General features: G+C 60.6%; 22 protein-coding genes. 19 read left to right on the top strand and 3 right to left on the bottom strand.

The features are described from left to right. Nucleotides 1-42: 42 nt before the first annotated feature. Entirely contained in the window at nt 43-930 is an 888-nt protein-coding gene (locus tag ACQZ5K_RS23800; RefSeq protein WP_448741623.1) for a LysR family transcriptional regulator, read from the bottom strand. A gap of 127 nt (nt 931-1,057) precedes the next feature. On the opposite strand from ACQZ5K_RS23800, the gene ACQZ5K_RS23795 reads away from it, so the two are divergent. Then, nucleotides 1,058-1,411, top strand: coding sequence for an antibiotic biosynthesis monooxygenase (locus ACQZ5K_RS23795; protein WP_135398260.1), 354 nt, complete (start codon nt 1,058-1,060; stop codon nt 1,409-1,411). A gap of 35 nt (nt 1,412-1,446) precedes the next feature. On the opposite strand, the gene ACQZ5K_RS23790 is transcribed toward ACQZ5K_RS23795, so the two are convergent. Then, a complete protein-coding gene (locus ACQZ5K_RS23790; RefSeq protein WP_448741622.1) occupies nt 1,447-2,367 on the bottom strand; it encodes a LysR family transcriptional regulator in 921 nt (306 codons plus the stop codon). Nucleotides 2,368-2,517: 150 nt separating this feature from the next. Between ACQZ5K_RS23790 and ACQZ5K_RS23785 the strand changes: the two genes are divergently transcribed. The 17 genes from ACQZ5K_RS23785 (at nt 2,518) to ACQZ5K_RS23705 (ending at nt 19,990) form a co-directional block, all read left to right on the top strand. Then, nucleotides 2,518-3,177 (top strand): hydrolase, encoded by a 660-nt coding sequence (locus ACQZ5K_RS23785; protein WP_003521973.1) that lies wholly within the window; start codon nt 2,518-2,520, stop codon nt 3,175-3,177. A gap of 240 nt (nt 3,178-3,417) precedes the next feature. Further along, nucleotides 3,418-4,326, top strand: a complete 909-nt coding sequence (locus tag ACQZ5K_RS23780) for a LysR family transcriptional regulator (RefSeq protein ID WP_020812348.1) — start codon at nt 3,418-3,420, stop codon at nt 4,324-4,326. A gap of 147 nt (nt 4,327-4,473) precedes the next feature. After that, entirely contained in the window at nt 4,474-5,256 is a 783-nt protein-coding gene (locus tag ACQZ5K_RS23775) for a carbon-nitrogen hydrolase family protein (protein ID WP_059761162.1), read from the top strand. Nucleotides 5,257-5,271: 15 nt separating this feature from the next. Continuing rightward, nucleotides 5,272-5,937 carry an RraA family protein gene (locus tag ACQZ5K_RS23770; RefSeq protein ID WP_137005427.1) on the top strand — a complete coding sequence of 222 codons (666 nt, stop codon included), beginning with the start codon at nt 5,272-5,274 and terminating at the stop codon, nt 5,935-5,937. A gap of 62 nt (nt 5,938-5,999) precedes the next feature. Continuing rightward, nucleotides 6,000-7,040: an ABC transporter substrate-binding protein gene (locus ACQZ5K_RS23765; RefSeq protein ID WP_035261025.1), complete on the top strand. Its 1,041-nt coding sequence runs from the start codon at nt 6,000-6,002 to the stop codon at nt 7,038-7,040. 277 nt (nt 7,041-7,317) lie between these two features. Beyond that, nucleotides 7,318-8,391, top strand: a complete 1,074-nt coding sequence (locus ACQZ5K_RS23760; RefSeq protein ID WP_137005953.1) for an ABC transporter ATP-binding protein — start codon at nt 7,318-7,320, stop codon at nt 8,389-8,391. Continuing rightward, nucleotides 8,388-9,266 (top strand): ABC transporter permease, encoded by an 879-nt coding sequence (locus ACQZ5K_RS23755; RefSeq protein WP_137005428.1) that lies wholly within the window; start codon nt 8,388-8,390, stop codon nt 9,264-9,266. Before ACQZ5K_RS23760 ends, ACQZ5K_RS23755 begins: the two co-directional genes overlap by 4 nt. 12 nt (nt 9,267-9,278) lie before the next feature. Then, on the top strand, nt 9,279-10,073 hold the full coding sequence (locus ACQZ5K_RS23750; RefSeq protein ID WP_137005429.1) for an ABC transporter permease: 795 nt from the start codon (nt 9,279-9,281) through the stop codon (nt 10,071-10,073). 145 nt (nt 10,074-10,218) lie between these two features. After that, a complete protein-coding gene (locus ACQZ5K_RS23745) occupies nt 10,219-11,616 on the top strand; it encodes an FAD-dependent oxidoreductase (protein WP_448741621.1) in 1,398 nt (465 codons plus the stop codon). Continuing rightward, the gene (locus ACQZ5K_RS23740; protein WP_448741620.1) at nt 11,613-12,860 is read left to right on the top strand and encodes an FAD-dependent oxidoreductase; all 1,248 of its coding nucleotides are present in this window, start codon (nt 11,613-11,615) and stop codon (nt 12,858-12,860) included. The genes ACQZ5K_RS23745 and ACQZ5K_RS23740 overlap by 4 nt, the downstream gene beginning before the upstream one ends. Continuing rightward, the gene (locus ACQZ5K_RS23735) at nt 12,860-14,305 is read left to right on the top strand and encodes an FGGY family carbohydrate kinase (protein ID WP_448741619.1); all 1,446 of its coding nucleotides are present in this window, start codon (nt 12,860-12,862) and stop codon (nt 14,303-14,305) included. Before ACQZ5K_RS23740 ends, ACQZ5K_RS23735 begins: the two co-directional genes overlap by 1 nt. A gap of 142 nt (nt 14,306-14,447) precedes the next feature. Beyond that, nucleotides 14,448-15,263 (top strand): DUF2189 domain-containing protein, encoded by an 816-nt coding sequence (locus ACQZ5K_RS23730; protein ID WP_448741618.1) that lies wholly within the window; start codon nt 14,448-14,450, stop codon nt 15,261-15,263. Between the two features lie 292 nt (nt 15,264-15,555). After that, the gene (locus ACQZ5K_RS23725; RefSeq protein WP_080857786.1) at nt 15,556-16,371 is read left to right on the top strand and encodes a cytochrome c oxidase subunit II; all 816 of its coding nucleotides are present in this window, start codon (nt 15,556-15,558) and stop codon (nt 16,369-16,371) included. Between the two features lie 54 nt (nt 16,372-16,425). Further along, a complete protein-coding gene (locus ACQZ5K_RS23720; protein ID WP_448741617.1) occupies nt 16,426-18,204 on the top strand; it encodes a cytochrome c oxidase subunit I in 1,779 nt (592 codons plus the stop codon). Continuing rightward, on the top strand, nt 18,201-18,905 hold the full coding sequence (locus tag ACQZ5K_RS23715) for a cytochrome c oxidase subunit 3 (RefSeq protein ID WP_448741616.1): 705 nt from the start codon (nt 18,201-18,203) through the stop codon (nt 18,903-18,905). The genes ACQZ5K_RS23720 and ACQZ5K_RS23715 overlap by 4 nt, the downstream gene beginning before the upstream one ends. A 12-nt stretch (nt 18,906-18,917) precedes the next feature. Continuing rightward, nucleotides 18,918-19,643, top strand: a complete 726-nt coding sequence (locus ACQZ5K_RS23710; RefSeq protein ID WP_448741615.1) for a heme-copper oxidase subunit III family protein — start codon at nt 18,918-18,920, stop codon at nt 19,641-19,643. A gap of 14 nt (nt 19,644-19,657) precedes the next feature. Then, complete coding sequence (locus tag ACQZ5K_RS23705) at nt 19,658-19,990, top strand: cytochrome C oxidase subunit IV family protein (protein WP_448741614.1); 333 nt, start codon at nt 19,658-19,660, stop codon at nt 19,988-19,990. Between the two features lie 16 nt (nt 19,991-20,006). Here ACQZ5K_RS23705 and ACQZ5K_RS23700 read toward each other — a convergent pair whose 3' ends face one another. Continuing rightward, nucleotides 20,007-21,053: a GlxA family transcriptional regulator gene (locus ACQZ5K_RS23700; protein ID WP_448741613.1), complete on the bottom strand. Its 1,047-nt coding sequence runs from the start codon at nt 21,051-21,053 to the stop codon at nt 20,007-20,009. An 85-nt stretch (nt 21,054-21,138) separates the two neighbouring features. On the opposite strand from ACQZ5K_RS23700, the gene ACQZ5K_RS23695 reads away from it, so the two are divergent. Continuing rightward, nucleotides 21,139-22,392 carry a sarcosine oxidase subunit beta family protein gene (locus ACQZ5K_RS23695; protein ID WP_448741612.1) on the top strand — a complete coding sequence of 418 codons (1,254 nt, stop codon included), beginning with the start codon at nt 21,139-21,141 and terminating at the stop codon, nt 22,390-22,392. Nucleotides 22,393-22,397 lie beyond the last annotated feature (5 nt).

The following is a 22,397-nucleotide window of genomic DNA, read 5'->3' as shown; positions in this document are numbered from 1 at the left end:
GGCGCATAGGGAGCTCGTGTGGTTCGCCATGCCCCGGTGCGATCATCGGGCGAAAAGATTGGCGGCCATATAGTCTACAAATGCTCTGACTTTTGGAGAGAGATATCGATTGGTCGGCCAGAGGACGCGGAAGGTCCCTGTGTCGGCCATGTAGTCGTCGAGCAGCGATACCAGTTTCCCTTGAGCGATTTCGGATGTCACCGCGAATGAGGGCAGGCATGTTATCCCGAACGATCGTTCCGCAAGGTAGATCAGTGGTTCCAGCGTGCTCGCAACGGTGGCGACCGGCAGATCGATCCTGATTTCGCGTCCTTCGCGAACCAGCGGCCATGGCTCCAGCTTTCCGGAATTGGCGAAGCGATGATGGAGACAGCAGTGCCGGACAAGATCTTCCGGGACCTCCGGGCGTCCATGCGCCTTGAGGTAGTCAGGCGCCGCCACGACGCTGTGTCTGAAGGTGCCGAGCTTTCGGCTCATCAGCCGCGTGTCCCTGATCTCGCCGGTTCTGATGACGGCGTCGAATCCCTCTTCGATAACGTCAACCAGACGATCGGTAAAATCGAGGTCGAGGCTGATTTCGGGATATACCTCCATGAAGGCGGATATCGTCGGCATCAGAAGCATGCCCGCAAGCGGAAGGCTCACCCGAAGTTGCCCGCGCGGAACGGCCTGCGATCTCGACAGTTGCGCCTGCACGGTCTCATATTCGGACTGGATGCGTCGGCATGTATCGAGGAAGAAACTTCCGTCCTCCGTCAGGGCCATGCTGCGTGTCGAGCGATTGAACAGTCTTACGCCCAGCTCCTCCTCCAGACGCGCAATGGCTTTTCCGACGGCGGATCCGGAGATGCCGAGGCGATGCCCGGCGGCTACGAAGCTTCCCGCTTCCGCCACCTGAATGAATATGCCGAGTGTTCCGAGCTTGTCCATGACGCCGCAATTAAGGAATTTTTGTCCGGTATGTTAAGAATAGCAGCTCGTTTATCCGCTATTTTGCTTCCGATATCCAGATGTCGTCGCGGCCGAAATGGCCCCAAGCGTCAAATGGAGATAACTCATGGAAACGAAACCTATCGCAGCTTTTGCGGGCTCACCCGCTCCCACGACCTTCGTTGTCAACGTCATTCATGCGCATCCGGGAAAGCAGGACGAAGCCTTCGCCATTATTCAGGATGTCGTTCACTATGTTGCCGAACGAAAGGAAGGGTTCCTCTGGAGCAGCCTTGCGAAAAGCACCGACGGAGAGACGGTCGTCAACGTCGAGGCCATTCAGGGAACCGGCAATGTCGACGAGTTCTTTTCCGATCCGCAATTCGTCGAAAAATTCCGGAAACTGGACACCGTCTCCAGAAGCGAGTTCCACACATATACCGTCGGCGATCTGGTTCTCCCGAAGCCCATTGCTGAGTGACGGATGGAGCGCGCTCGTTTTTGAAAACGCGCCGGTCAGGTGGCGGCCGGGGGGCTTCCCCCGGCATTGGAACGGAACACCGTCGCCGGGCCATGGTCAAAGCACTCGATCAGCATTTCGGTCAGCACCCGGATTTTTCTTGCCGGATGCTGGCCGGGCGGTCTGACGACAAATATTCCCGCCGGCGGCGGCGGATAGCGTTTCATGACGCGGACCAGCTCGCCCGAGTCCAGATGATCCTTGATGAGATCGTCGGGCAACACGGCGATCCCCAAACCGGCAACTGCTGCGACGGCGAGCGCGGCTCCGTTGTCGGCCTTGAAACGTCCCTGTGGGCGAATGTTTGTCACCCTGTCTCCATCCATCACTTGCCAAGTCTCCGTTCCCTGCATGAGAGCCTGATGGGTGAGGAGTTCTTCCGGTGTCTCCGGAGAACCATGGGCCCTGATATAGTCCGGGCTGGCGACGAAACTTCCGTAGAGGGGGCCGACACGTCTGGCGACAAGGTTGGAATCCTGAAGGTGGCCGACCCGGATCGCACAATCATACCCTTCTGCGATCAGATCCACGAAACGATCCGTGTAACAGGTCTGGATCTGGAGTTGGGGATAGCGGCGCGCCATTTGCGCAATCACCATTGCAAAATGCGTCGGGCCGAAAGAAAGCGGCGCAGCAATCCGCAGACGCCCGCGGAGCTCGCCAGCCGGAAGAATTGTCTCCCTCGCCACATCGATTTCGGCTGAAATCCTTGCCGCATAGTCCCGGAAGGTTGCGCCCGCCTCCGTCAGGGAAGCACCGCGTGTGGATCGGGCCAGAAGCTGGACACCAAGCTCGGCTTCAAGCCGCACGAGCCGCCGGCTGACCATCGACTTGGAGATGCCGAGCCGCAACGCGGCCGAACTGACGCCTCCCGCATCTGCAACTTCGACGAATGTCCGGAGATCTTCGATTTCCACTCGGCGTTCCTCATTCTGCGACACAGCTCAGCGCTGACAAGGACTACCGCATCATAAACAGGAATGACAAGTTTCGTCCCGCGGCAACGCCCGAAGGGGCGCATGTCTTTGCGCAAGCGCTTCAATAAACCGCCAACACAGGATGAACCCATGACCTTTCGTAACGGCCTCGATTCACTTCTCCGCCCTGAAGATTCCGTCCTCGTTCTGATCGATCATCAGCCCTATCAGCTCGCGAACCTGAACAGCCACGATCCGCAGGCTGTGGTTAACCTCACGACCGCACTGGCGAAGCTGGCAAAAGCCTTCAATGTTCCGACGGTTCTCACCAGCGTGATCGCAGCGCGCGGCGGGCTGCTCTTCAAGCAGATCACCGACGTGTTCCCCGGCCAGGAAGTCATTGATCGCACCTGGGTGAACACCTGGCAGGACGAGAATGTGGTGAACGTCGTCAAGGCGACCGGCCGCAAGCAACTGATCATCGCCGGCCTGTGGACCGAGGTCTGCGTCGCAATGCCCGTCATCCAGGCCGCCGGCGAAGGTTGGGACGTGACCGTGATCACCGATGCGTCGGGCGGGATTTCGAAGGAGTCTCACGAAGTTGCCATCCAGCGCATGATCGCGGCCGGTGCGAACCCGATGACCGTGATGGCGCTCGCCGGCGAATGGCAGCGCGATTGGGCGCGCACCGAGCATGTCGAGGAACTGACCGAAATCCTCATCCAGCACTTCGGCGGCAGCGGCATCGCCTATCTCTGGGAACAGCAGCTTCTCAACACGCCGGTGCCGGCCACAAAGGGCGGTCACTAAGAACCGGGCAGGGATGGCGCGGGCGTCTGTTGGCTCGCGCCATCCCGTCGCCTCAAGACTATTCTCTCGCCCTGCAAACGAGGCCGGCGCGATCCCCATGAGAAAGGGAGGCGCCGGCTTTGATCGCTTGCCTGTGGGCGCGCGCATCGGACATACTACCCTTGAACCACAAAGGCCAAGGGCAAGACGAAGCCAGAGACTTGGAACTGGATCGCGGAGCCATGCGAGAAGATTGAGCCCATGAATACGCGATTCCTCGAAACTTTTCTCTGGGCTGCCCGATTGAGCAGCTTTTCGGCAGCCGCGGAACGTCTGCACACAACGCAAGCATCGGTGTCCAACCGAATCGCCGCTTTGGAGCGGGAGCTCGGTGTCGTGCTGTTCACGCGCGATGTGCGCTGCGTCAACCTGACGCCCGCCGGTCGTCTGGCGCTGCAACATGCCGAAAAGATCGTCAACCTCACCGGCGAGTTCCGGCAGATCGTCAGTAACCGGGAGGCGCTGAGGGGTACGGTGCGGATCGGTGCCGCCGATACGATCGTCTATGCCTGGTTGCCGCTTCTCATCCGCCGCGTGAACGAACAATATCCCGGTGTCAGCCTCGATCTGACCATCGATACCAGCCTGAAACTCTCGCAACGCATTCAGAACGGCGAGGTGGATGTCGGTTTCATCATGGGGCCGATCATGGCTGCGGATATTTATAATTCACCGCTCTGTACATTCGAATCCTGCTGGGTCGGCGCGGTCGAGCTGCCGCTGCCGGAAACCGGTGTCACGCTTGAAGATATCGCGCATTTTCCGCTACTTACCTTCTCGACCGGCTCACAACCGCATCAGGCGTTGCGGGCGCTTCTCGATTCACATGGCCTGTCCGATAGCCGCATCTACAATTCCAATTCGCTGTCGATCATGACGCGCCTTGTGGCCACGGCCGTCGGGGTGGGCGCCTTGCCGCGCGTTTTGGTGGACGGCATCATCAAATCGGGCGAAGCGCGTATTCTCGACATCACGCCGCCGGTGCCGCCTCTTACCTTCCACACGGTTTATCAGGAGCGTGGCGACAACGCGCTTGCCCGTGCCATTGCCGACATGGCGACGGAAATCGTCAGTGAAACCACCACGCAATGGATGACGGCGGCAGCTTAAATTTTATGCTGCAACGCAAAATGATTAATCTATAAGCTTACCTTATGGGTTTCGATAGAGTTTTTCCGTTTGTCAGGAAAACAGTTCCCGTTCTTAATTCTCCTCGCAACATGAGAGGAGAGCAACGTGAAAGTCTCACTTGTTCAAATGAATACCCAGAACGACAAGGCAGAAAACCTCAAGGTTGCTGCCGATTTAATTGAGAAGGCAGTCAAGGCGGATAGTCCTGATCTTGTTGTTCTTCCGGAATACTTCGCATTTCTTGGAGATAATCCTCAGGAAATGCATGAGAGCGGGGAAGAATTCCCCGGCGGCGAGATTTACTCGCTGCTTTCGGATCTGGCCAGAAAGCACGCGATCACGCTGCATGCCGGTTCCATCGTCGAGAAGGAAGGCAACCGCTTCTACAATTCGACGCTCGTTTTCGGACCTGACGGCAAACAGATCGCCCGTTACCGTAAAATTCACCTGTTCGACGTCGATACGCCGAATGGCATCAGCTACCGCGAATCCGATTCCGTTGCCCGTGGCGAAGAGGTCGTGACCTACAAGGTTGGCGACAGGACGGTCGGTTGCGGCATCTGCTACGACATCCGCTTCCCGGAACTGTTCCGCGCCCTGCGGGACAAGGGTGCAGATGTCATCGTTCTGCCGGCCGCTTTCACGCTGATGACCGGCAAGGACCATTGGGAAGTGCTGGCCCGCGCCCGCGCCGTCGAAACCCAGACCTATTTCCTCGCTGTCGGCCAGATCGGCACCCATGCGGGCGGCAAGAAGGCCTGCTGGGGTCATTCCATGGTCATCGATCCGTGGGGTCACATCGTCGCGCAATGCTCCGACACCGTCGGAACTGCCGGCGCCGCTCTCGACTTCGACTATTCGGCCAAGGTGCGCGCCAACGTGCCGGTGGCGAACCACCACGTTCTCTGATCGGAGAAAGACCCAATGTTTATCGTCAACCCCATGCCGGAACAGATCGGCGCCGACATCATCGAGCTTCTTGAAAAGGTTGAAGTCGCAACGATCGGCCATGTACTTCATTCCGGTTTCGTCGATCCTGAAATCCGGGCCGTTCTTCCGGGCAAGCGCGTGGCGGGCACCGCCGTCACGCTGCGCATCCCGAATGCCGACTCGACCATGCTTCACTACCTGACGCAACTCGTGCGTCCGGGTGATATCGTTCTCATCGACCGTTGCGGTGATACCCGTCACGCCTGCTGGGGCGGTGTCATCACCAACACCATGAAGATGGCGGGTGTGAGAGCCGGTGTCGTCGATGGCCCGGCGACCGATTTCTCGGAGTTCACCAAGGTCGACATGCCAATGTGGTGCCGAGGCCCGTCGCCGATCACCACCAAGATCCTTGGTCTGGAAGGCGCGATCAACGTTCCGATCAGCGTTGGTGGCCAGATGATCAATCCGGGCGACGCGATCCTGTGCGATGAAAGCGGCGTTGTCGCCCTTCATCCGAGCCAGGCCCGCGCCATGGCGGAACGCGCCATCGGCATGCAGGAAGCCGAGATCGTGCTTCTGGAGCGCCTGCGCAACGGCGAGAAGCTGCCGGATATTTCCGGCGCCAATAAATTCGTCCAAGCCAAGCTCAGCGCCTGACACAATCTTTCGGGTGGCGGATCCGTTCGCCACTCCCAATAACAATAGAGGAGAACAGGACAATGAAGAAATCGATACTTCTGAGTGGGATTCTCATGCTTGGCGCGGCCGCCCTGCCGGCGCACGCCCAGCAGACCGTGACGTTCCTTGGCTATAGCGGCCTTTTCCAGGAGCGTTACACCAAGGCCGTCATCGAGCCCTTCATGGCCGCCAACCCGGATATCAAGGTAGACTATTTCCCGCAGCAGGGTTCTGCCGCCATGCTCGGCTCGCTGCGCGCCCAGAAAGCTGCTCCGCAATCCGATATCGCGCTGATGGACGTTTCCGTCGCCAAGACCGGCACGGATGAAGGCCTGTTCGACAAGGTCGATGAAAGCGTTACCAAGAACGTTGCCGACCTCTATCCGAACGCTCGCTTCGAAGGCGTCGCCGGTGTCGGCGTGACCTTCGACAACCTCGTTCTCATCTACAATACCGATGCAATCAAGACCGCGCCGGACAGCTGGAATGCCCTGAAAGACAGCGCTTTAAAGGGCAAGATCGCCATGCTGAGCGCTCCTGACATCGTCGGTATCGGCACGACCATCATCATGGACCACATGAATGGCGGCACCGACTTCATCAAGAATATCGACGCCGGTATCAATGCCATGGCTGAAGTCGCGCCGAACGTCCAGACCTGGGAACCGAAGCCGGAAGTCTATCCGACTGTCGTCAACGGCCAGGTGTCGCTGGGCGTGGGCTGGAATGCCCGCAGTCAGGTGAATGCCGATGGTTCCAAGGGCAAGATGAAGGTCGTTCTTCCGAAGGAAGGCACGATCCTGCAGATCAATACGCTCAACCTCGTCAAGGGCGGCCCGTCGTCCGAGGCGGCCCGCAAGTTCATCGATTACGCGCTGAGCCCGGAAGCCCAGGCCGCCTTCACAGCCGCCATGTATTATGCGCCGACCAACGCCAAGGCCACGGTGGCTCCCGATGTCAGCGATCGCACGGTCGTAAAGGCGATGGACAAGGTTATCCCGGTCGACTGGATCGGCCTCTCGAAGGTTCGTGACCAGATCACGCAGGACTGGCGCCGCAAGGTCATCCCGCTTAGCCGCTAAGGCTTTCGCGTCTCTGTCGTGAAAAATGGCAAGACTTCCGCATCCCCTTCGGGCGGATGCGGAAACGGCATGGGCCCCGGCTCATTTCCTCCGTCGGTGTTGGGATCGATGGAGGGGTGGGTGGTCCGAAGGCCTGCATAGGGAAAGCGCCGCGCAGAGTGCAGGTGAATTTCCGCCGCGATTGCATAGATCAAGGGACAGGGCATGTCCGCGACCCCGCCGGGACGGGACATGTTCTGGAGAAAGGCAAAAAGCCAGAATGGGAACTTCAGACATCATGCAGCCAGGATTTCTCTCGATTCGTTCATTGACCAAGCGCTACGAAACTATGGTCGCCGTGGATAATCTCAATCTCGAGATTCCCAAGGGCGAACTGGTTGCCTTCCTCGGTCCATCCGGCTGCGGCAAGTCGACGTCGCTGCGCATGATTGCCGGCCTTGCCCCCGTGACGTCAGGTTCGATCCTGATCGACGGCAAGGATGTGACGCAGCTTGCGCCCTATAAGCGCGATATCGGCCTCGTTTTTCAGAGCTATGCGCTTTTCCCGCATATGACGGTTCTCAAGAACGTCATGTTTGGTCTTGAAATGCGCAAGGTGCCGGCTGCCGAAGCGGAACGGCGTGCGCGCGAAGCGATTGCCATGGTGCGGCTGGAAGGGCGCGAGGACCGCCGGCCTGCCCAGCTTTCCGGTGGCCAGCAGCAGCGCGTCGCACTGGCGCGTGCACTCGTCATCCAGCCCTCCATCCTCCTGTTCGACGAACCTCTTTCCAATCTCGACGCCAAGCTGCGCGATGAGATGCGCTCTGAAATCCGCCGCATCCAGAAACAGCTCGGCATTACCTCCATCTTCGTCACCCATGATCAGGTCGAGGCGCTCAGCATGTGCGACAAGGTCGCCGTGCTCAATGGCGGGCGTCTGGAACAGCTCGGCACGCCGCACGATCTCTATGAGCGCCCGGCAACGGCTTTCGTCGCCTCTTTCGTCGGCCGCACAAACAGGCTGGTCGGAAACGCGGTCGGCGATCACATCACGGTCGGCGACGCGACACTGCGTGCGCCCGGCTCGCACAGTGGCACGATCGACCTTATGGTACGGCCGCACCGCATGGCCATGACGGTTGCCGGTGACGCCGCACCCGATTTCGACGGAGCGCCGGTCAATCGCATCGCCGGTGAGGTTCGCGATGTCTATTATGCAGGCGATATCCTTCACTACGAGATTGCCGCGGGCGGACAGACATTGTCGGTGGAGCGTGCGACTTCGGGCGGGGAAACACCTGTGGCGACGGGCAGCGCGGTCAGCCTCGTCTGGCGCGTGGAGGACACGCTGGTCTTCGGAGCAGGCCAATGACAGCGGCGGTCATGATCACGGCTCCCGGCAGCCGCACATCCTCCATGGTGTTTCTCGCAACGCTTCTTCTCGGGCCGATCATTGCGGTCAATGGCCTCGCCTTCGTCATGCCCGTCTTCAACCTGCTCCTGCTTTCTTTCCGTGAAAGCCTTGGCGGCGGCGGTCTCGGGGAGGCCCACACGCTCGACAACTGGTCGTCCACCCTGACCGACGGTTTTTATATCGAACTGATCGGCCAGAGCATCCTGACCAGCCTTCTGATCACGGTTCTCACACTCATCGCCTCTTATCCCATCGCGCTTTATCTTCACCGGGCGCAGGGTCGCTGGAAGACGCTGCTGCTGGTGCTCGTCATTTCGCCATTGCTCACCTCGGCCGTGGTGCGCACCTATGGCTGGATCGCGATCCTTGCCGATGACGGTCTCATCAACAATATCCTTTTGGCTCTCGGTGCCGAAAGCGGCGTGCGGCTGCTGTTCAACAAGGTCGGCGTCGTCATCGGCCTCACGGAAATCCTGATGCCCTATATGATTCTGGCGCTGCTGGCGGGTTTCGGCAGGCTCGATCCGCGTGTCGAAGAGGCGGCGGAAACGCTCGGCGCATCGCCGTGGAAGGTATTCTGGCGGATCATCGTGCCGCTTACCATGCCCGGCGTCGCCCTCGGTTGCCTGCTTTCCTTCGTTCTCGCCGTCAGTTCGTTCATCACCCCCAAGCTGCTTGGCGGCGGGCGTGTCTTCCTTCTGGCGACGGAAATCTACGATCAGGCCATCGTGACGCTCAACTGGCCGCTCGCCGCGACGCTGTCGATGATCATTCTCGTGATTTTCGGCACTGCCCTGGTGCTCTATTCCCGGCTTCTGCGGGCCATTCTTTAAAGGAGATCGAAGATGGAAGAACGTCCCGCTCCGCTGGCGCTGAAAATCCTCGCCTTCATCATGTTCCTTTTCCTGCTGGCGCCCGTCGTTCTCGTCGTGCCGATCTCATTTTCGGCCGATAGCTACATGACCTTTCCGCCCTCCGGCTGGAGCCTGCGCTGGTATGTCGATCTCATGCATAATTCCAAGATGATGGGAGCGCTCGGCACCAGCACCCTTCTCGCCATCATCGTCACCGTGCTCTCCATGCTGATAGCGCTGCCCGCCTCCTATGCCATCGTGCGCATGCGGGTGATCGGGGCGGATGCGCTTCTCGCCTTCTTCACCGCGCCGCTGCTTCTGCCCACCATCGTTCTTGGCCTCGCGATCCTGATCGTTTTTGCCGGTGCCGGCCTGCTCGGCACCTTCACAGGTCTGGTGATTGCGCATCTCATCATCGTGCTGCCCTATGCGCTGCGTGTTCTCACCACCTCGCTTGCCGGCCTGCCGCTGATCTTCGAGGAGGCAGCCTCCACGCTCGGGGCATCGCCGCTCACGATTTTCCGACGCGTGACCATGCCGATGATCGCGCCGGGTGTCGTGGCGACGGCGGCACTTTCCTTTCTGGTGTCGTTCGATGAAGCGGTGATTTCGCTGTTCCTCACCGGCCCGCGCATCACCACGCTTCCCGTCGCCATGTATCAGCATGTGGAAACGCAGGCGGATCCGCTCGTTGCGGCCATTTCCGTTCTCTTGATCGTGCTCACCCTTGCCGTCGTCCTCATCGTCGACCGCACGGCGGGCCTGACCAAGACTTTCGTGAAATAAAGTCGCGGGGGCCGCCCGCTGGTGCTGGCTGCCCCTACTGGTACAGGCGCGAATTTCACTCCCGTTTATGAACGCCGCTGCTGCATCGGCGCGATCCGTCGCGCCCGTTGATTTCGCTTTGAAAGACGAAGGCAAAGGGAAGCCCATGGCTGAAACCCCCTCCACGGAATTTGATGTCGCCGTCATTGGCGCCGGTGTGGTCGGTTGCGCGGTCGCTCGCCGTTTCGCGCTGGCCGGTGCGAAGGTGGTGGTCATCGAAAAAGGCCCCGATATCCTCTCCGGCGCTTCCAAGGCCAACAGCGCCATCCTCCATACCGGCTTCGATGCGCCGGAAGGCAGTCTGGAACTTGAACTGGTGAAGGCAGGCCGGGAGGAGTATCTCTCCATTCATGGGCAGATGGGCCTCAGCCTTGTCGAAACAGGCGCACTGGTCTGCGCCTGGAACCCGGACGAGGCGGAAAAACTGCAGGGCATCTCCGATCAGGGGCGGCGCAATGGCATCGCCGGGCTTGAGTTCCTTACGGCCGGGCAGGCCCGTGAAACCATGCCAGGCCTGTCCAACCGCCTTGTCGCCGCGCTCGACGTTCCGGGCGAACATATCATCGATCCTTGGTCCGCGCCGCTCGGCTATCTCACGCAGGCGGTGGCGCTGGGTGCGCAGCTAGTGCGCAACGCGGAAGTCCTGTCCGGTGCGTTCGACGGCGCGTGGCGGATCGAGACGACGGCAGGCGTTATCCTTGCCGCGAGTGTCGTCAACGCCGCCGGGCTGTTCGGCGATATCGTCGATGCGCGTCTGGGGCTTTCACCCGACTTCGCCATCAAGCCCCGCAAGGGGCAGTTCGTGGTACTGGACAAGGCTGCCCGCCGGCATGTGCCGCGTATCGTCCTGCCCGTTCCGACCGAAATCACCAAGGGCATCGTGGTGTGCCCCACCGCCTTCGGCAATGTTCTCGTCGGTCCGACAGCGGAAGAGCAGGAAGACCGCGAGCGCGCGACGGTCGGGACGACGACGCTGGAAGCACTGCTGGAACGCGGTGCGGAGATCGTTCCGGCGCTGGCCTGCGTTTCCGTGACCGCCGTTTATGCCGGTCTGCGCCCCGCGTCTGAAAAGAAGCATTACCGCATTTCCGCCCGACCGGACCGGCGGGCGATCACGCTCGGCGGCATTCGCTCCACGGGCCTCAGCGCCGCCCTCGGTCTGGCGCAACATGCGCTGAGGCTTCACGAAGGTTTCGACACGCATTTTATCCCACCGCCCTCGGCTCCCGACGTGACGATGCCCAACCTGACGGAAACCTGCGAGCGGGACTGGCAGCGTGCCGATCACGGCGAAATCGTCTGTCATTGCGAACTCGTCACCCGCCGCGAGATCGAGGCGACCTTTTTAAGCCCGGTGCCGCCGGGCGATTTTGGTGGGCTTCGGCGGCGCACCCGCGCGGGCATGGGCCGCTGTCAGGGTTTTTATTGCAACGCCCGACTGGCTGCGATGACGAGGGACCGTCTGGTAACCCCGCTTGCCGTTCGCGAGGGAGATAACCAATGAGCGCAGGGGAAGCTTTTCAGCAAAAGAGTGCGGATGTGATCGTGGTCGGCGGCGGCCCGGCGGGTGTGGCGGCGGCGCTGGAGCTGAAAGCGCGCGGTATCGCCCGCGTGATGATCCTTGACCGTGAGCCGGCCCTTGGCGGCGCGACCCGGCATTGCCTGCATTCGCCCTTCGGCATGCGTGAATTCGGACGCGTCTATTTCGGTCCGGCTTATGCGCAACGCCTGCAGCGGCAGGCGCAGGATGCGGGTGTCGATATACGCACCGGTCATTCCGTGGTGGAACTCGGGCAGGATGGCGCGCTGCTGGTGGCATCGGCGCGCGGCGTCGAGACGCTAAAGGCCCGGCGTATCGTGCTTGCGCCCGGCGCGCGGGAAAAACCACACTCCGCGCGACTTCTGCCTGGTGACCGGCCGGTGGGTGTGGTCACCACCGGCACGCTGCAATCCTATGTCGCCTTTCACGGCATCATGCCCTTTCGTCGGCCGCTTATCATCGGTTCGGAACTGGTTTCCTTTTCCGCGCTTCTGACCTGCCTGACGCATCGCGCCCAGCCGGTGGCGATGATCGAGCCGGAGCCCCATCCGCTGGCGCGGTCGCCTTTCCATTGGTTTCCGCGACTGGCCGGGGTGCCCTTTCATTGTGGCGCGGCACTCACGGATATTCGCGGGCGCGGCCGGGTCGAGGAGGCCGATATCCGTCTTGCGAATGGTCGTATCCTGACGGTTCAATGCGACGGTGTTCTGCTCACCGGGCGGTTCACGCCGGAGGCAGCGCTTCTCAATGCGTCCCCCGTGGATGTTGCGGCAGGCAGCGCCGGGCCGCTGATCGATCAGGACGGACGGATGCCCAACCCGATATTCTTCGCCGGCGGGAATGTCTTGCGAGCCGTGGAAACGGGCGGCTGGGCGTTTCGCGAAGGCCGTCGGGTTGGCGCGGCGGTGGCTGACGATCTCGTTCGGGAACCCTGCAATGCGCCGGGGGTTCCCGTCACCTTCGCCGATCCGCTCAAGCTGGCGGTTCCCGCCATGTTGCGGCCGGGCGGGCTCGACAGACCCGCATTTCGCGACTTTCAGCTTCGCTTCGACAGACGCGTTCAAGGCCGGCTTTCGCTGCATCTCGACGGAACGGAAGTGTGGAGCAAGACCGGCCGTTGGCGTCCTGAACGCCGTGTGCTGGTGCCCATTCCCGGCGCTGCGTTTGAAGCGGGGCAGATTGTTTTTCATTTTCGGGAGACCAATTGATGCGCATCGCGGCAATCGATCAGGGAACGACATCGACCCGGTGCCTTGTGGTGAGCGATGGCGGCACGGCGGAGGTCGTGGCCAGCCGACGTCACGCACAATTTTATCCGGCCGCCGGCCATGTGGAACATGATCCGGAAGAACTGCTGGGCAACATCCGCGCAGTGCTGGCTGCCGCCGGGCCGGTGGATGCCATCGCCATCGCCAATCAGGGCGAGAGTTGCCTGGCGTGGGATGCCGTGAGCGGGGAGGCGCTGTCGCCGGTCATCGTCTGGCAGGATGCCCACACCGCCGAAGCGCTCGCCGCCCTGCCGCCTTCGGCAACGCATCGTTCGAAAGAGATTTGCGGGCTGCCGCTCGATCCCTATTTCTCGGCCAGCAAACTGGCCTGGCTGGTCAGGCACAATCCGGCAGTGGCACAGGCACGCGCCGCAGGCCGTTTGCGGCTGGGCACCACCGATGCGTTTTTTCTGGACCGGCTGACGGGCTGTTTCCGCACCGACCTTGCAACGGCGTCGCGCACGGGTCTGCTCGATCTCTCAACTGGAGACTGGAGTCCGGAACTCTGCGCGCTTCACCGCGTGCCGCTGGATTGCCTGCCCGCAATCGGCCCTGTCGATGGTGGCTTCGGCGCGGTTGACGGAACGCCCATCCGCGTTTCCATCGTCGATCAGCAGGCAGCGCTTTATGGGCATGGCTGCCGCAAGGCCGGTGATTGCAAGATAACCTTCGGAACCGGGGCCTTTCTGCTCGCCGTTGCCGGTCACGGGCGGCCGTTGACGGGAGAGCTTTTGCCGACCATTGGCTGGCAAATGCGGGGCGCGCCTGCGGTTTTCGCCATCGAAGGCGGGATCTATGATGCCGGCGCGGCGCTCGAATGGGCGAAAAAGATCGGCCTCTATGCTGAAAATGCCGAACTCGACGGTTTCGAGGGACCATCGGCCATTCGTCGCGGCCTTGTCTTCGTGCCCGCCCTTTCGGGCCTTGCCGCACCCTATTGGGACAGGCAGGCCGTGCCTTTGTTCATCGGCATGGACCACGCGACCGAGCGGCGTGACATGGTGCGCGCCGTGCTGGAAGGCATTGCCCTGCTGACGGCGCGGTTGATCGAGGCGGCATCGGCGGTCGCCCCCATAGGCGATACGATCTCCATCGATGGCGGCTTGTCGAACAGCCGCTATTTCGCCCGCTTTCTGGCCGCGGCCAGCGGTCGAACCATCTGCCTGCCCGCCATGCGCGAGTTGACGGCGCTCGGCCTGGCGGAACTGTGCGGCGTCGATGTCGCGGCCCTGCGAGGCGACGCCGAGATATTCGCCCCCGACGGATCGGTCGATGCCGAAGACCATGCCCGCTTCGCACGCGCCATAGACAGTGCGCGGAGCTGGCAACGATCCAAAACTTGCACAAGTGCGGTTCTGTCGACCGTGCCGGCAGCGGGCGTCTGATTTCTCCAATTTAAAGAACAGGCGACAAAGGCGACAGAATTTGATAAATTACAAAACAGCCGGTTGCGGTTTGACGCGTCGATAGAAGTCACCGAGCGTTCCTGTACCGCCAGCCGGATCATGGCGCAGGAGGAGAAGTGCTATGACGGCATTCCATGTCATGGCCGGTGCGAGTGGTGAATTTGCCCGCCCGGAAGTCCGCAAGATTGGCATCCCGGATATTGTGGATGCGTTGAAGCTGGGACTTGAGGACTTTAAAGAAAAGCCGTCCCACTATGTTTTTCTCTGTCTTATGTATCCGATCGCCGGTGTTTTTCTGGTGATGTGGAGTTCCGGCGCCAATCTGCTGCCGGTTATTTATCCGCTGATGTCGGGTTTTGCACTGATTGGTCCGATCGCGGCCATCGGACTTTATGAAATCAGTCGACGACGCGAGCAGGGGTTGGATAGCTCCTGGCGGCATGCACTGGAGGTTTGTCACTCTCCGGCCCTGCCGTCGATCATCGCGGTCGCCGTCATGCTGTTCGTGCTTTTCGTCGTCTGGTTGATTGTTGCGCAGAGAATCTACACTGCGACTTTCGATGCGACCGGTCCGGTTTCCCTCTCCACCTTTCTGTCGGACGTATTGACGACCTCGCAAGGTCTCTCCCTCATCGTCTGGGGCAATCTGGCCGGCTTCGTTTTCGCGGTCGTCGTGCTGGCGACAACGGTGGTGGCGTTCCCGCTGCTGCTCGACCGGGATGTCGGCGCAGTTGCGGCGGTGGATGCAAGCATCCGCGCCACACTTGCCAACCCGGTTCCGGTGGCGCTTTGGGGATTGATCGTCGCGGCGTTGCTCGTCGTCGGCACGATCCCGGTATTTATCGGCCTCGCGGTCGTCATGCCCATCCTCGGCCACGCGACCTGGCACCTCTATCGGAAACTGATCGTGTCCGATTATTCACGCCGTACGCCCTGAATTCATAGAGGAAATCTATTCGTAGATCATCCTTACTGCCGTTGCGGCCCCGCTGTGGGGAGCCGCGGCGGCTGGGATGGCCATGGAGAGTGCGGGGATGCCATGTGGTTTCGTTTTGTTTCGATCTGTCTGCTTTCCGCGAGTGCCTTCCTGATTGAGGCCGTAGCACAGAAAAGGGGACGCTGCCGCAGGCGCTACGATAATTGCTCGCCTGATCAATTTATGAGATAATTCTAATATACCTCGCGATGGAGTTGTAGAAGTATTCGTGGCCGGGTCACGGGAGGAGACGATGGCTGTCGTTGTGATTCTCGTTCTGCTGGTGGTGGGATCGATCGTATTCCACCTGCTAAGCCCGTGGTGGTGGACGCCGATAGCCTCGAACTGGAGCTATATCGACAATACGATCATCATCACTTTCTGGATCACCGGCTTCGTTTTCTCGGCCGTTGTGCTGTTCGTCGCCTATTGCGTGTTCCGCTTCAGGCACCGCGCCGGAAACCGGGCGGCATACGAGCCCGAAAACAAGCGCCTGGAATGGTGGCTGGCGGGCGGAACCGGGGTTGGGGTGGCTGCAATGCTTCTGCCGGGTCTCTTCGTATGGAACCAGTTCGTGACCGTACCGGACGGTGCGAGCGAGGTGGAAGTCGTCGGTCAGCAATGGCAATGGAGTTTCCGCCTGCCGGGAGCGGACGGACGGCTCGGGCGGGCGGATACGCGCGCTATTGGACCCGGCAATCCGCTCGGCCTGAACAGGAACGATCCCGCCGGAATGGACGACGTCATCATTGAAGGCGGAGAGTTGCATCTGCCCGCCGGCAGGCCGGTGAAAATGCTGCTGCGCGCGGTCGATGTCGTGCATGATTTCTACGTGCCGGAGTTCCGGGCCAAAATGGACATGATCCCCGGCTCGGTCACCTATTACTGGTTCACGCCGACCCGGACGGGGACTTTCGAGGTTCTCTGCGCGGAACTGTGCGGTGTGGGCCATCCGCAGATGCGCGGTACCGTCGTCGTCGATACCGAGACCGATTATCAAGCCTGGCTGCAGCAGCAGCCGACTTTCTCGAAATTGCTGGCTTCGGCGGAAACGTCGGCGGCCAGATGAGCGCCGTGCATATTGGAAGGGAAGGCCGCATCGGGGGAACAGGGAGGATGGAACATGGTCGAGATTGGATCCGGCGTCGGGCAGGTCATTCAGCCCGCTGAAGTCGAGGACGTCGAGCTTTATCACCCGAAAAGCTGGTGGACGAAATATGTCTTCAGCCAGGATGCCAAGATCATTGCCATTCAATATTTCCTGACAGCCATCGCAATCGGCATGGTGGCGCTGGTGCTTTCCTGGCTGATGCGGCTGCAGCTCGCTTTTCCCGGCTATTTCTCCTTCATAGATGCGGAACATTATTATCAGTTCATCACCATGCATGGCATGATCATGGTGATCTACCTGCTGACGGCATTGTTTCTCGGCGGTTTCGGCAACTACCTGATCCCGCTGATGCTCGGCGCGCGCGACATGGTGTTCCCCTATGCCAATATGCTGAGCTACTGGCTCTACCTCTCCGCCGTCCTTGTGCTGGTGGCCGGTTTCTTCGCACCCGGCGGGCCGACGGGCGCAGGCTGGACGCTCTATCCGCCGCAGGCGCTTCTTTCGGGAACGCCGGGCGGGCGCGACTGGGGCATCATCCTGATGCTGTCATCGCTGATCCTGTTCATCATCGGCTTTACTTTGGGCGGGCTGAATTACGTCGTCACCGTGTTGCAGGGACGCACGCGGGGCATGACGCTGATGCGCATGCCATTGACGATATGGGGCATATTCACGGCGACCGCCATGGCGCTGCTCGCTTTCCCGGCGCTCTTCGTCGCCGCGGTCATGATGCTGTTCGACCGGCTGCTCGGCACGAGCTTCTTCATGCCGGCCATCGTGGAGATGGGTGAACAATTGAAGCAGGAGGGCGGAAGTCCGATCCTGTTCCAGCACCTGTTCTGGTTCTTCGGCCATCCGGAAGTCTATATCGTCGCACTTCCCGCCTTCGGCATCGTCTCGGATCTGATCAGCACCCATGCGCGCAAGAATATCTTCGGCTACCGCATGATGGTCTGGGCGATCGTCATCATCGCGGCGCTGAGCTTCGTCGTCTGGGCGCATCATATGTATGTCAGCGGCATGAGCCCGAATTTCGGGTTCTTTTTCGCGACCACGACGCTGATCATCGCCGTGCCGACGGCAATCAAGGTCTATAACTGGGTGCTGACACTCTGGCGCGGCGATATCCATCTCACCCTGCCGATGCTGTTTGCGCTCGCCTTCATCGTCACATTCATCAATGGCGGATTGACGGGTCTCTTCCTCGGCAATGTCGTTGTCGATGTGCCGCTTTCGGATACGATGTTCGTGGTCGCCCATTTTCATATGGTGATGGGGGGCGCGCCGATCATGGTGATCTTCGGTGCGATTCACCACTGGTATCCGAAAGTCACGGGCCGGATGCTGAACGAGGCGATGGGGCACGTCCATTTCTGGATCACCTTTCTCGGTGCCTATGCCATCTTCTTCCCGATGCATTATCTCGGGCTGATGGGCGTGCCGCGCCGCTATTATGAGCTGGGCGAAACCGCTTTCATTCCAGATTCGGCGCATACGTTGAACATATTCATCACCGTGGCCGCGCTCATCGTCGGTGCGGCGCAATTGCTGTTCGTGTTCAATCTCGAGTGGAGCCTGCGCTGGGGCAAAAAGGCGGTCGGCAATCCGTGGCGGGCCACGACACTGGAATGGCAGACGCCGCAGACCCCGCCGGTTCATGGCAACTGGGGCAAGGAACTGCCGGTCGTTTATCGCTGGCCGTATGATTACAGCGTGCCCGGCGCGGCTGAGGACTTCCTGCCGCAAAACGAGCCGACTGCGGCCGGGCCTTCCGAAAGGGCCCTGTCATGAGCGCCATCCTCGTCTTCATGGCCGGGATCGCCGGCATCATCGGCTGGTGGATGGCGCGGCAGCGGCTGGCCTCGAAGCCCTGGCTGGAAGTCGGTCTGGCAGGCGATGCGCCACAGATGCAGGGATCGTCGGCGACAACCGCGAAAGTCGGACTTGGGATATTTCTGGCGGTCGTCGGCGCGTTGTTCACCTTGCTTATCAGCGCCTATCTTGGCCGCATGGGCGGCGCCGACTGGTGGGGTATCCCGATCCCCGGACTGTTATGGGTGAATACTGCGGCGCTTGCCGCCAGCAGTCTGGCGCTGCAATGGGCGAAAACCGAAATCCGTCCAGATCATCGCGACAGGCTGAATGCGGCCCTTGTGACAGCCTTTGCGACGGCTGTTTTCTTTGTCGCCGGTCAATTCCTGGCGTGGCAGCAACTCATCTCCGCAGGCTATGTTCTGGCGGATAACCCATCGAACAGCTTCTTCTATATGATCACCGGCCTGCACGGCCTGCATATATTGGGCGGGCTTTTTGTGCTTGGACGCACCGCAATCCGTGCCCGGAGCGAGCCCTTTTCGGCAAGGATGCGTCTGAGTGTGGAGCTGTGCGCCATCTACTGGCATTTCATGCTGGTCGTCTGGCTGGTCCTTTTTGCGCTTTTCGCCGGCTGGGCGAACAGTTTCGTCGATCTCTGCCGTCAATTGGTCACCTGAGGAGTGTCGATCATGGCCGCATCCATGGAGGAAAGACCGGTAAGTGATCCGCATCTGCGGCCGGCGGGACTGCGCGGCATCGCCGCCGATCTGTCATCGGACCAGCGGGCGTTCAAGAACGTCTCCTGGGGCAAGGCGATGATGTGGATATTCATCCTGAGCGATATCTTCATTTTCGGCTGTTTTCTTTTGGCCTACATGACCGCACGCATGTCCACCACCGTCGCCTGGCCCAATCCGAGTGAGGTTTTCGCGCTCACGATTGCCGGCAGGCACATCCCGCTGATCCTGATTGCCATCATGACCTTTGTTCTCATCAGCAGCAGCGGCACGATGGCCATGGCCGTCAACTTCGCATATCGCCGCGACCGTCGCAAAACCGCCGCGCTGATGGTGGCGACGGCAGCGCTTGGCGCGACATTCGTGGGAATGCAGGCATTCGAATGGAGCAAGCTGATCGCAGAGGGCGTTCGCCCCTGGGAAAACCCGTGGGGTGCAGCGCAGTTCGGTTCCGCTTTCTTCATGATCACGGGTTTTCACGGCACCCATGTTTCCATCGGCGTGTTGTTTCTTCTCATCGTCGCGCGCAAGGTGTGGCGGGGAGATTTCGATGAGGAAAGGCGGGGGTTCTTCACCAGCCGCAAGGGGCAATACGAGATCGTCGAGATAACGGGGCTTTACTGGCACTTCGTGGATCTGGTGTGGGTCTTTATCTTCGCATTCTTCTATCTGTGGTGAGTAAGGATGGCATCATGGCACAGCAACAGTCACAACAGGGACAGCAGCATCCGATAAGACTTTACATGGTGGTCTGGGGACTGCTTTTCGTCCTCAGCGCCTTCTCCTATATGGTCGATTATCTGGGCATTCAGAGCTATCCGAGATGGTCCTTGATCATCCTGTTCATGATCCTGAAGGCAGGGCTGATCATGGCGATTTTCATGCATTTGGCCTGGGAACGGTTGGTCCTGGTCTACGTCATCCTGCTTCCGCCGGTCCTCGTACTCGTCTTCGCCGCCCTGATGGCCTCGGAATCCAGCTATACGGCTCTTACCCGGGTGACCTTCATGGGTGCGGGTTCCTAGAACAGAGGCAAGATTTTCAGGATTGTGGAAGCAGCACGCCGACGGCGAATTCCTCCTCGGTTGCGACGTGGCCGGCCTGAGTCTTGCGATATTCGCTGGGGGTGAAACCGCGCTCGGCTCGTAGCGTGCGGGAAAGGTGCGGCGCATCGCAAAAACCGGTGGCGAGCGCAATCTGGGTGATGGTGTCACGCGTCGTGCGCAGCAGCGACAAAGCGCGATCCAGCCGTAGTTCGAGATAGACCTTGGAAGGCGTGGCGCTGAGGTCGTTCAGGAAACGCCGTTCGAGGCTGCGGCGGCCAAGGCCGAGATCATTCGCCAGTTCCAGCACGGTTTTCGGAACCTCGATATTCTGCTGCATCCGCAGGATTGCTTTTTTGACGAGGGGATCGTTGGCCTTGCGCGCGCTCTGCTGGCCAGGTTGAGGCTTTTCACCGCTCAGCGCACTGTCGATCATCATGATGTTGAGGCTCTTGATGGCGGCGGACTGGCCGACATGACGCTCGACGAGGAAGGCTGCCAGATGCGCGGCGCCGTGGCCGCCGGAACAGGTCAGCCGGTCGCGGTCGATGACGAAAATCTGGTCGGAGATCATCTGGACGGTATCGAAACGGTCGAGAAAATCCTGGTGGTGGAACCAGCTCACGCAGCAACGATAACCGTCGAGCAGGCCCGCTTCGTGCAGGATGAAAACCCCGGTGCACAGCCCCACGATGGGAACGCCGGCCGCCGCCCGTTCTTTCAGGAAGCGCAAAGCCTCCGATGGCAGGGCGCTGTGATCGCTGATCAAACCGCCGACAACGACGATATAGTCGTAATGCCCGGCGTCCATCAGCCGCGTATCCGGCTGCACCTTCACGCCGCAGCTCGATTGCACGCTGCTCATGGTTGCCGAAAGCACCGACCATTCGCAAAGGATAGGCCGCGAACGGTCCGCCTCATCGGCCGCAAGGCGCAGCACATCGACGAAATTCGCGAAGGCCGACAGCGTGAAGCGGTCGGCAAGCAGGAAGGCGACGCTGAGGCGTTTTCTGGCGCGGTGTGAGGTCATGACGCAAATATTCATGCAAACAGACGCGATTGTCCAGCCGGAGCGCGCCAAATGCTCCTAGCTTTTACGACACGAGATTTTCCAACCATCGGGTCCGCTCATGACGCGTTTTAATGCCTTCAATCTTTTGCGGAATGCCCTGACCGGCCACAAGAACTGGGACGAGCAATGGCCCGACAGTCAGCCCAAAGCCGAATATGACGTGGTGATCGTCGGCGCCGGCGGTCACGGTCTGGGCGCTGCCTATTATCTGGCCAGCCAGCACGGCATCACCAATGTCGCCGTCATCGACAAGGGCTGGCTCGGCGGCGGCAATACCGGCCGCAACACCACGATCATCCGCTCGAACTATCTCTATGACGAGAGCGCCCGTCTTTACGATCACGCCGTCGATCTGTGGGAGAATTTGAGTCAGGAGCTGAATTACAACGTCATGTATTCAAGGCGCGGCGTGCTGATGCTGGCGCATAACGTCCACGACGTGCAGAGCTTCAAGCGTCATATCCATTCCAACCGTCTAAACGGCGTGGATAATCGCTGGCTCACCCCGAAAGAATGCAAGGAATATTGCCCGCCGCTCAGCATCGCGCCGAATGCCCGCTATCCCGTCATGGGCGGCGCGCTTCAGGAACGGGCCGGCACGGCCCGCCATGATGCTGTCGCCTGGGGTTATGCGCGCGGGGCTGCCGCCCGCGGTGTCGATATCATCCAGAACTGCCCGGTCACGGCCATTCGCCGCAACGCCGATGGCTCGGTCGCGGGCGTCGAGACGGCAAGGGGCTTCATCAAGGCGAAGAAGGTCGCGGTTTCCGCCGCCGGCCACACCTCGGTCGTCATGGACACGGCCGGCGTGCGCCTGCCGCTCGAAAGCTATCCGTTGCAGGCGTTGGTGTCGGAGCCGATCAAGCCGGTCTTCCCCTGCGTGGTCATGTCGAACGCGGTTCACGCCTATATCAGCCAGTCCGACAAGGGCGAGCTGGTGATCGGTTCGGGTACGGACCAATATACATCCTATTCGCAGCGCGGCGGCCTGCCGCTGATCGAACATACGATCGCCGCCATCGTTGAAATCTTCCCGATCTTCAACCGCATGCGGATGCTGCGCAAATGGGGCGGCATCGTTGATGTGACGCCGGATCGCTCGGCCATTCTCGGCAAGACGCCGGTGGCCGGCCTCTATGTGAATTGCGGTTGGGGCACCGGCGGTTTCAAGGCCACGCCAGGCGCTGCCCATACCTTCGCCTGGACCATCGCCAAAAACGAACCGCACCCGATCAACGCGCCCTTCACGCTGGAACGTTTCCGCTCCGGCCGCCTGATCGACGAGGCCGCCGCCGCCGCCGTGGCGCACTGAGGACA

Source organism: Agrobacterium sp. 22-226-1 (genome assembly GCF_053522345.1).
Note: the sequence above shows the minus strand (reverse complement) of the source record. Positions and strands in the feature narration are given on the sequence as shown.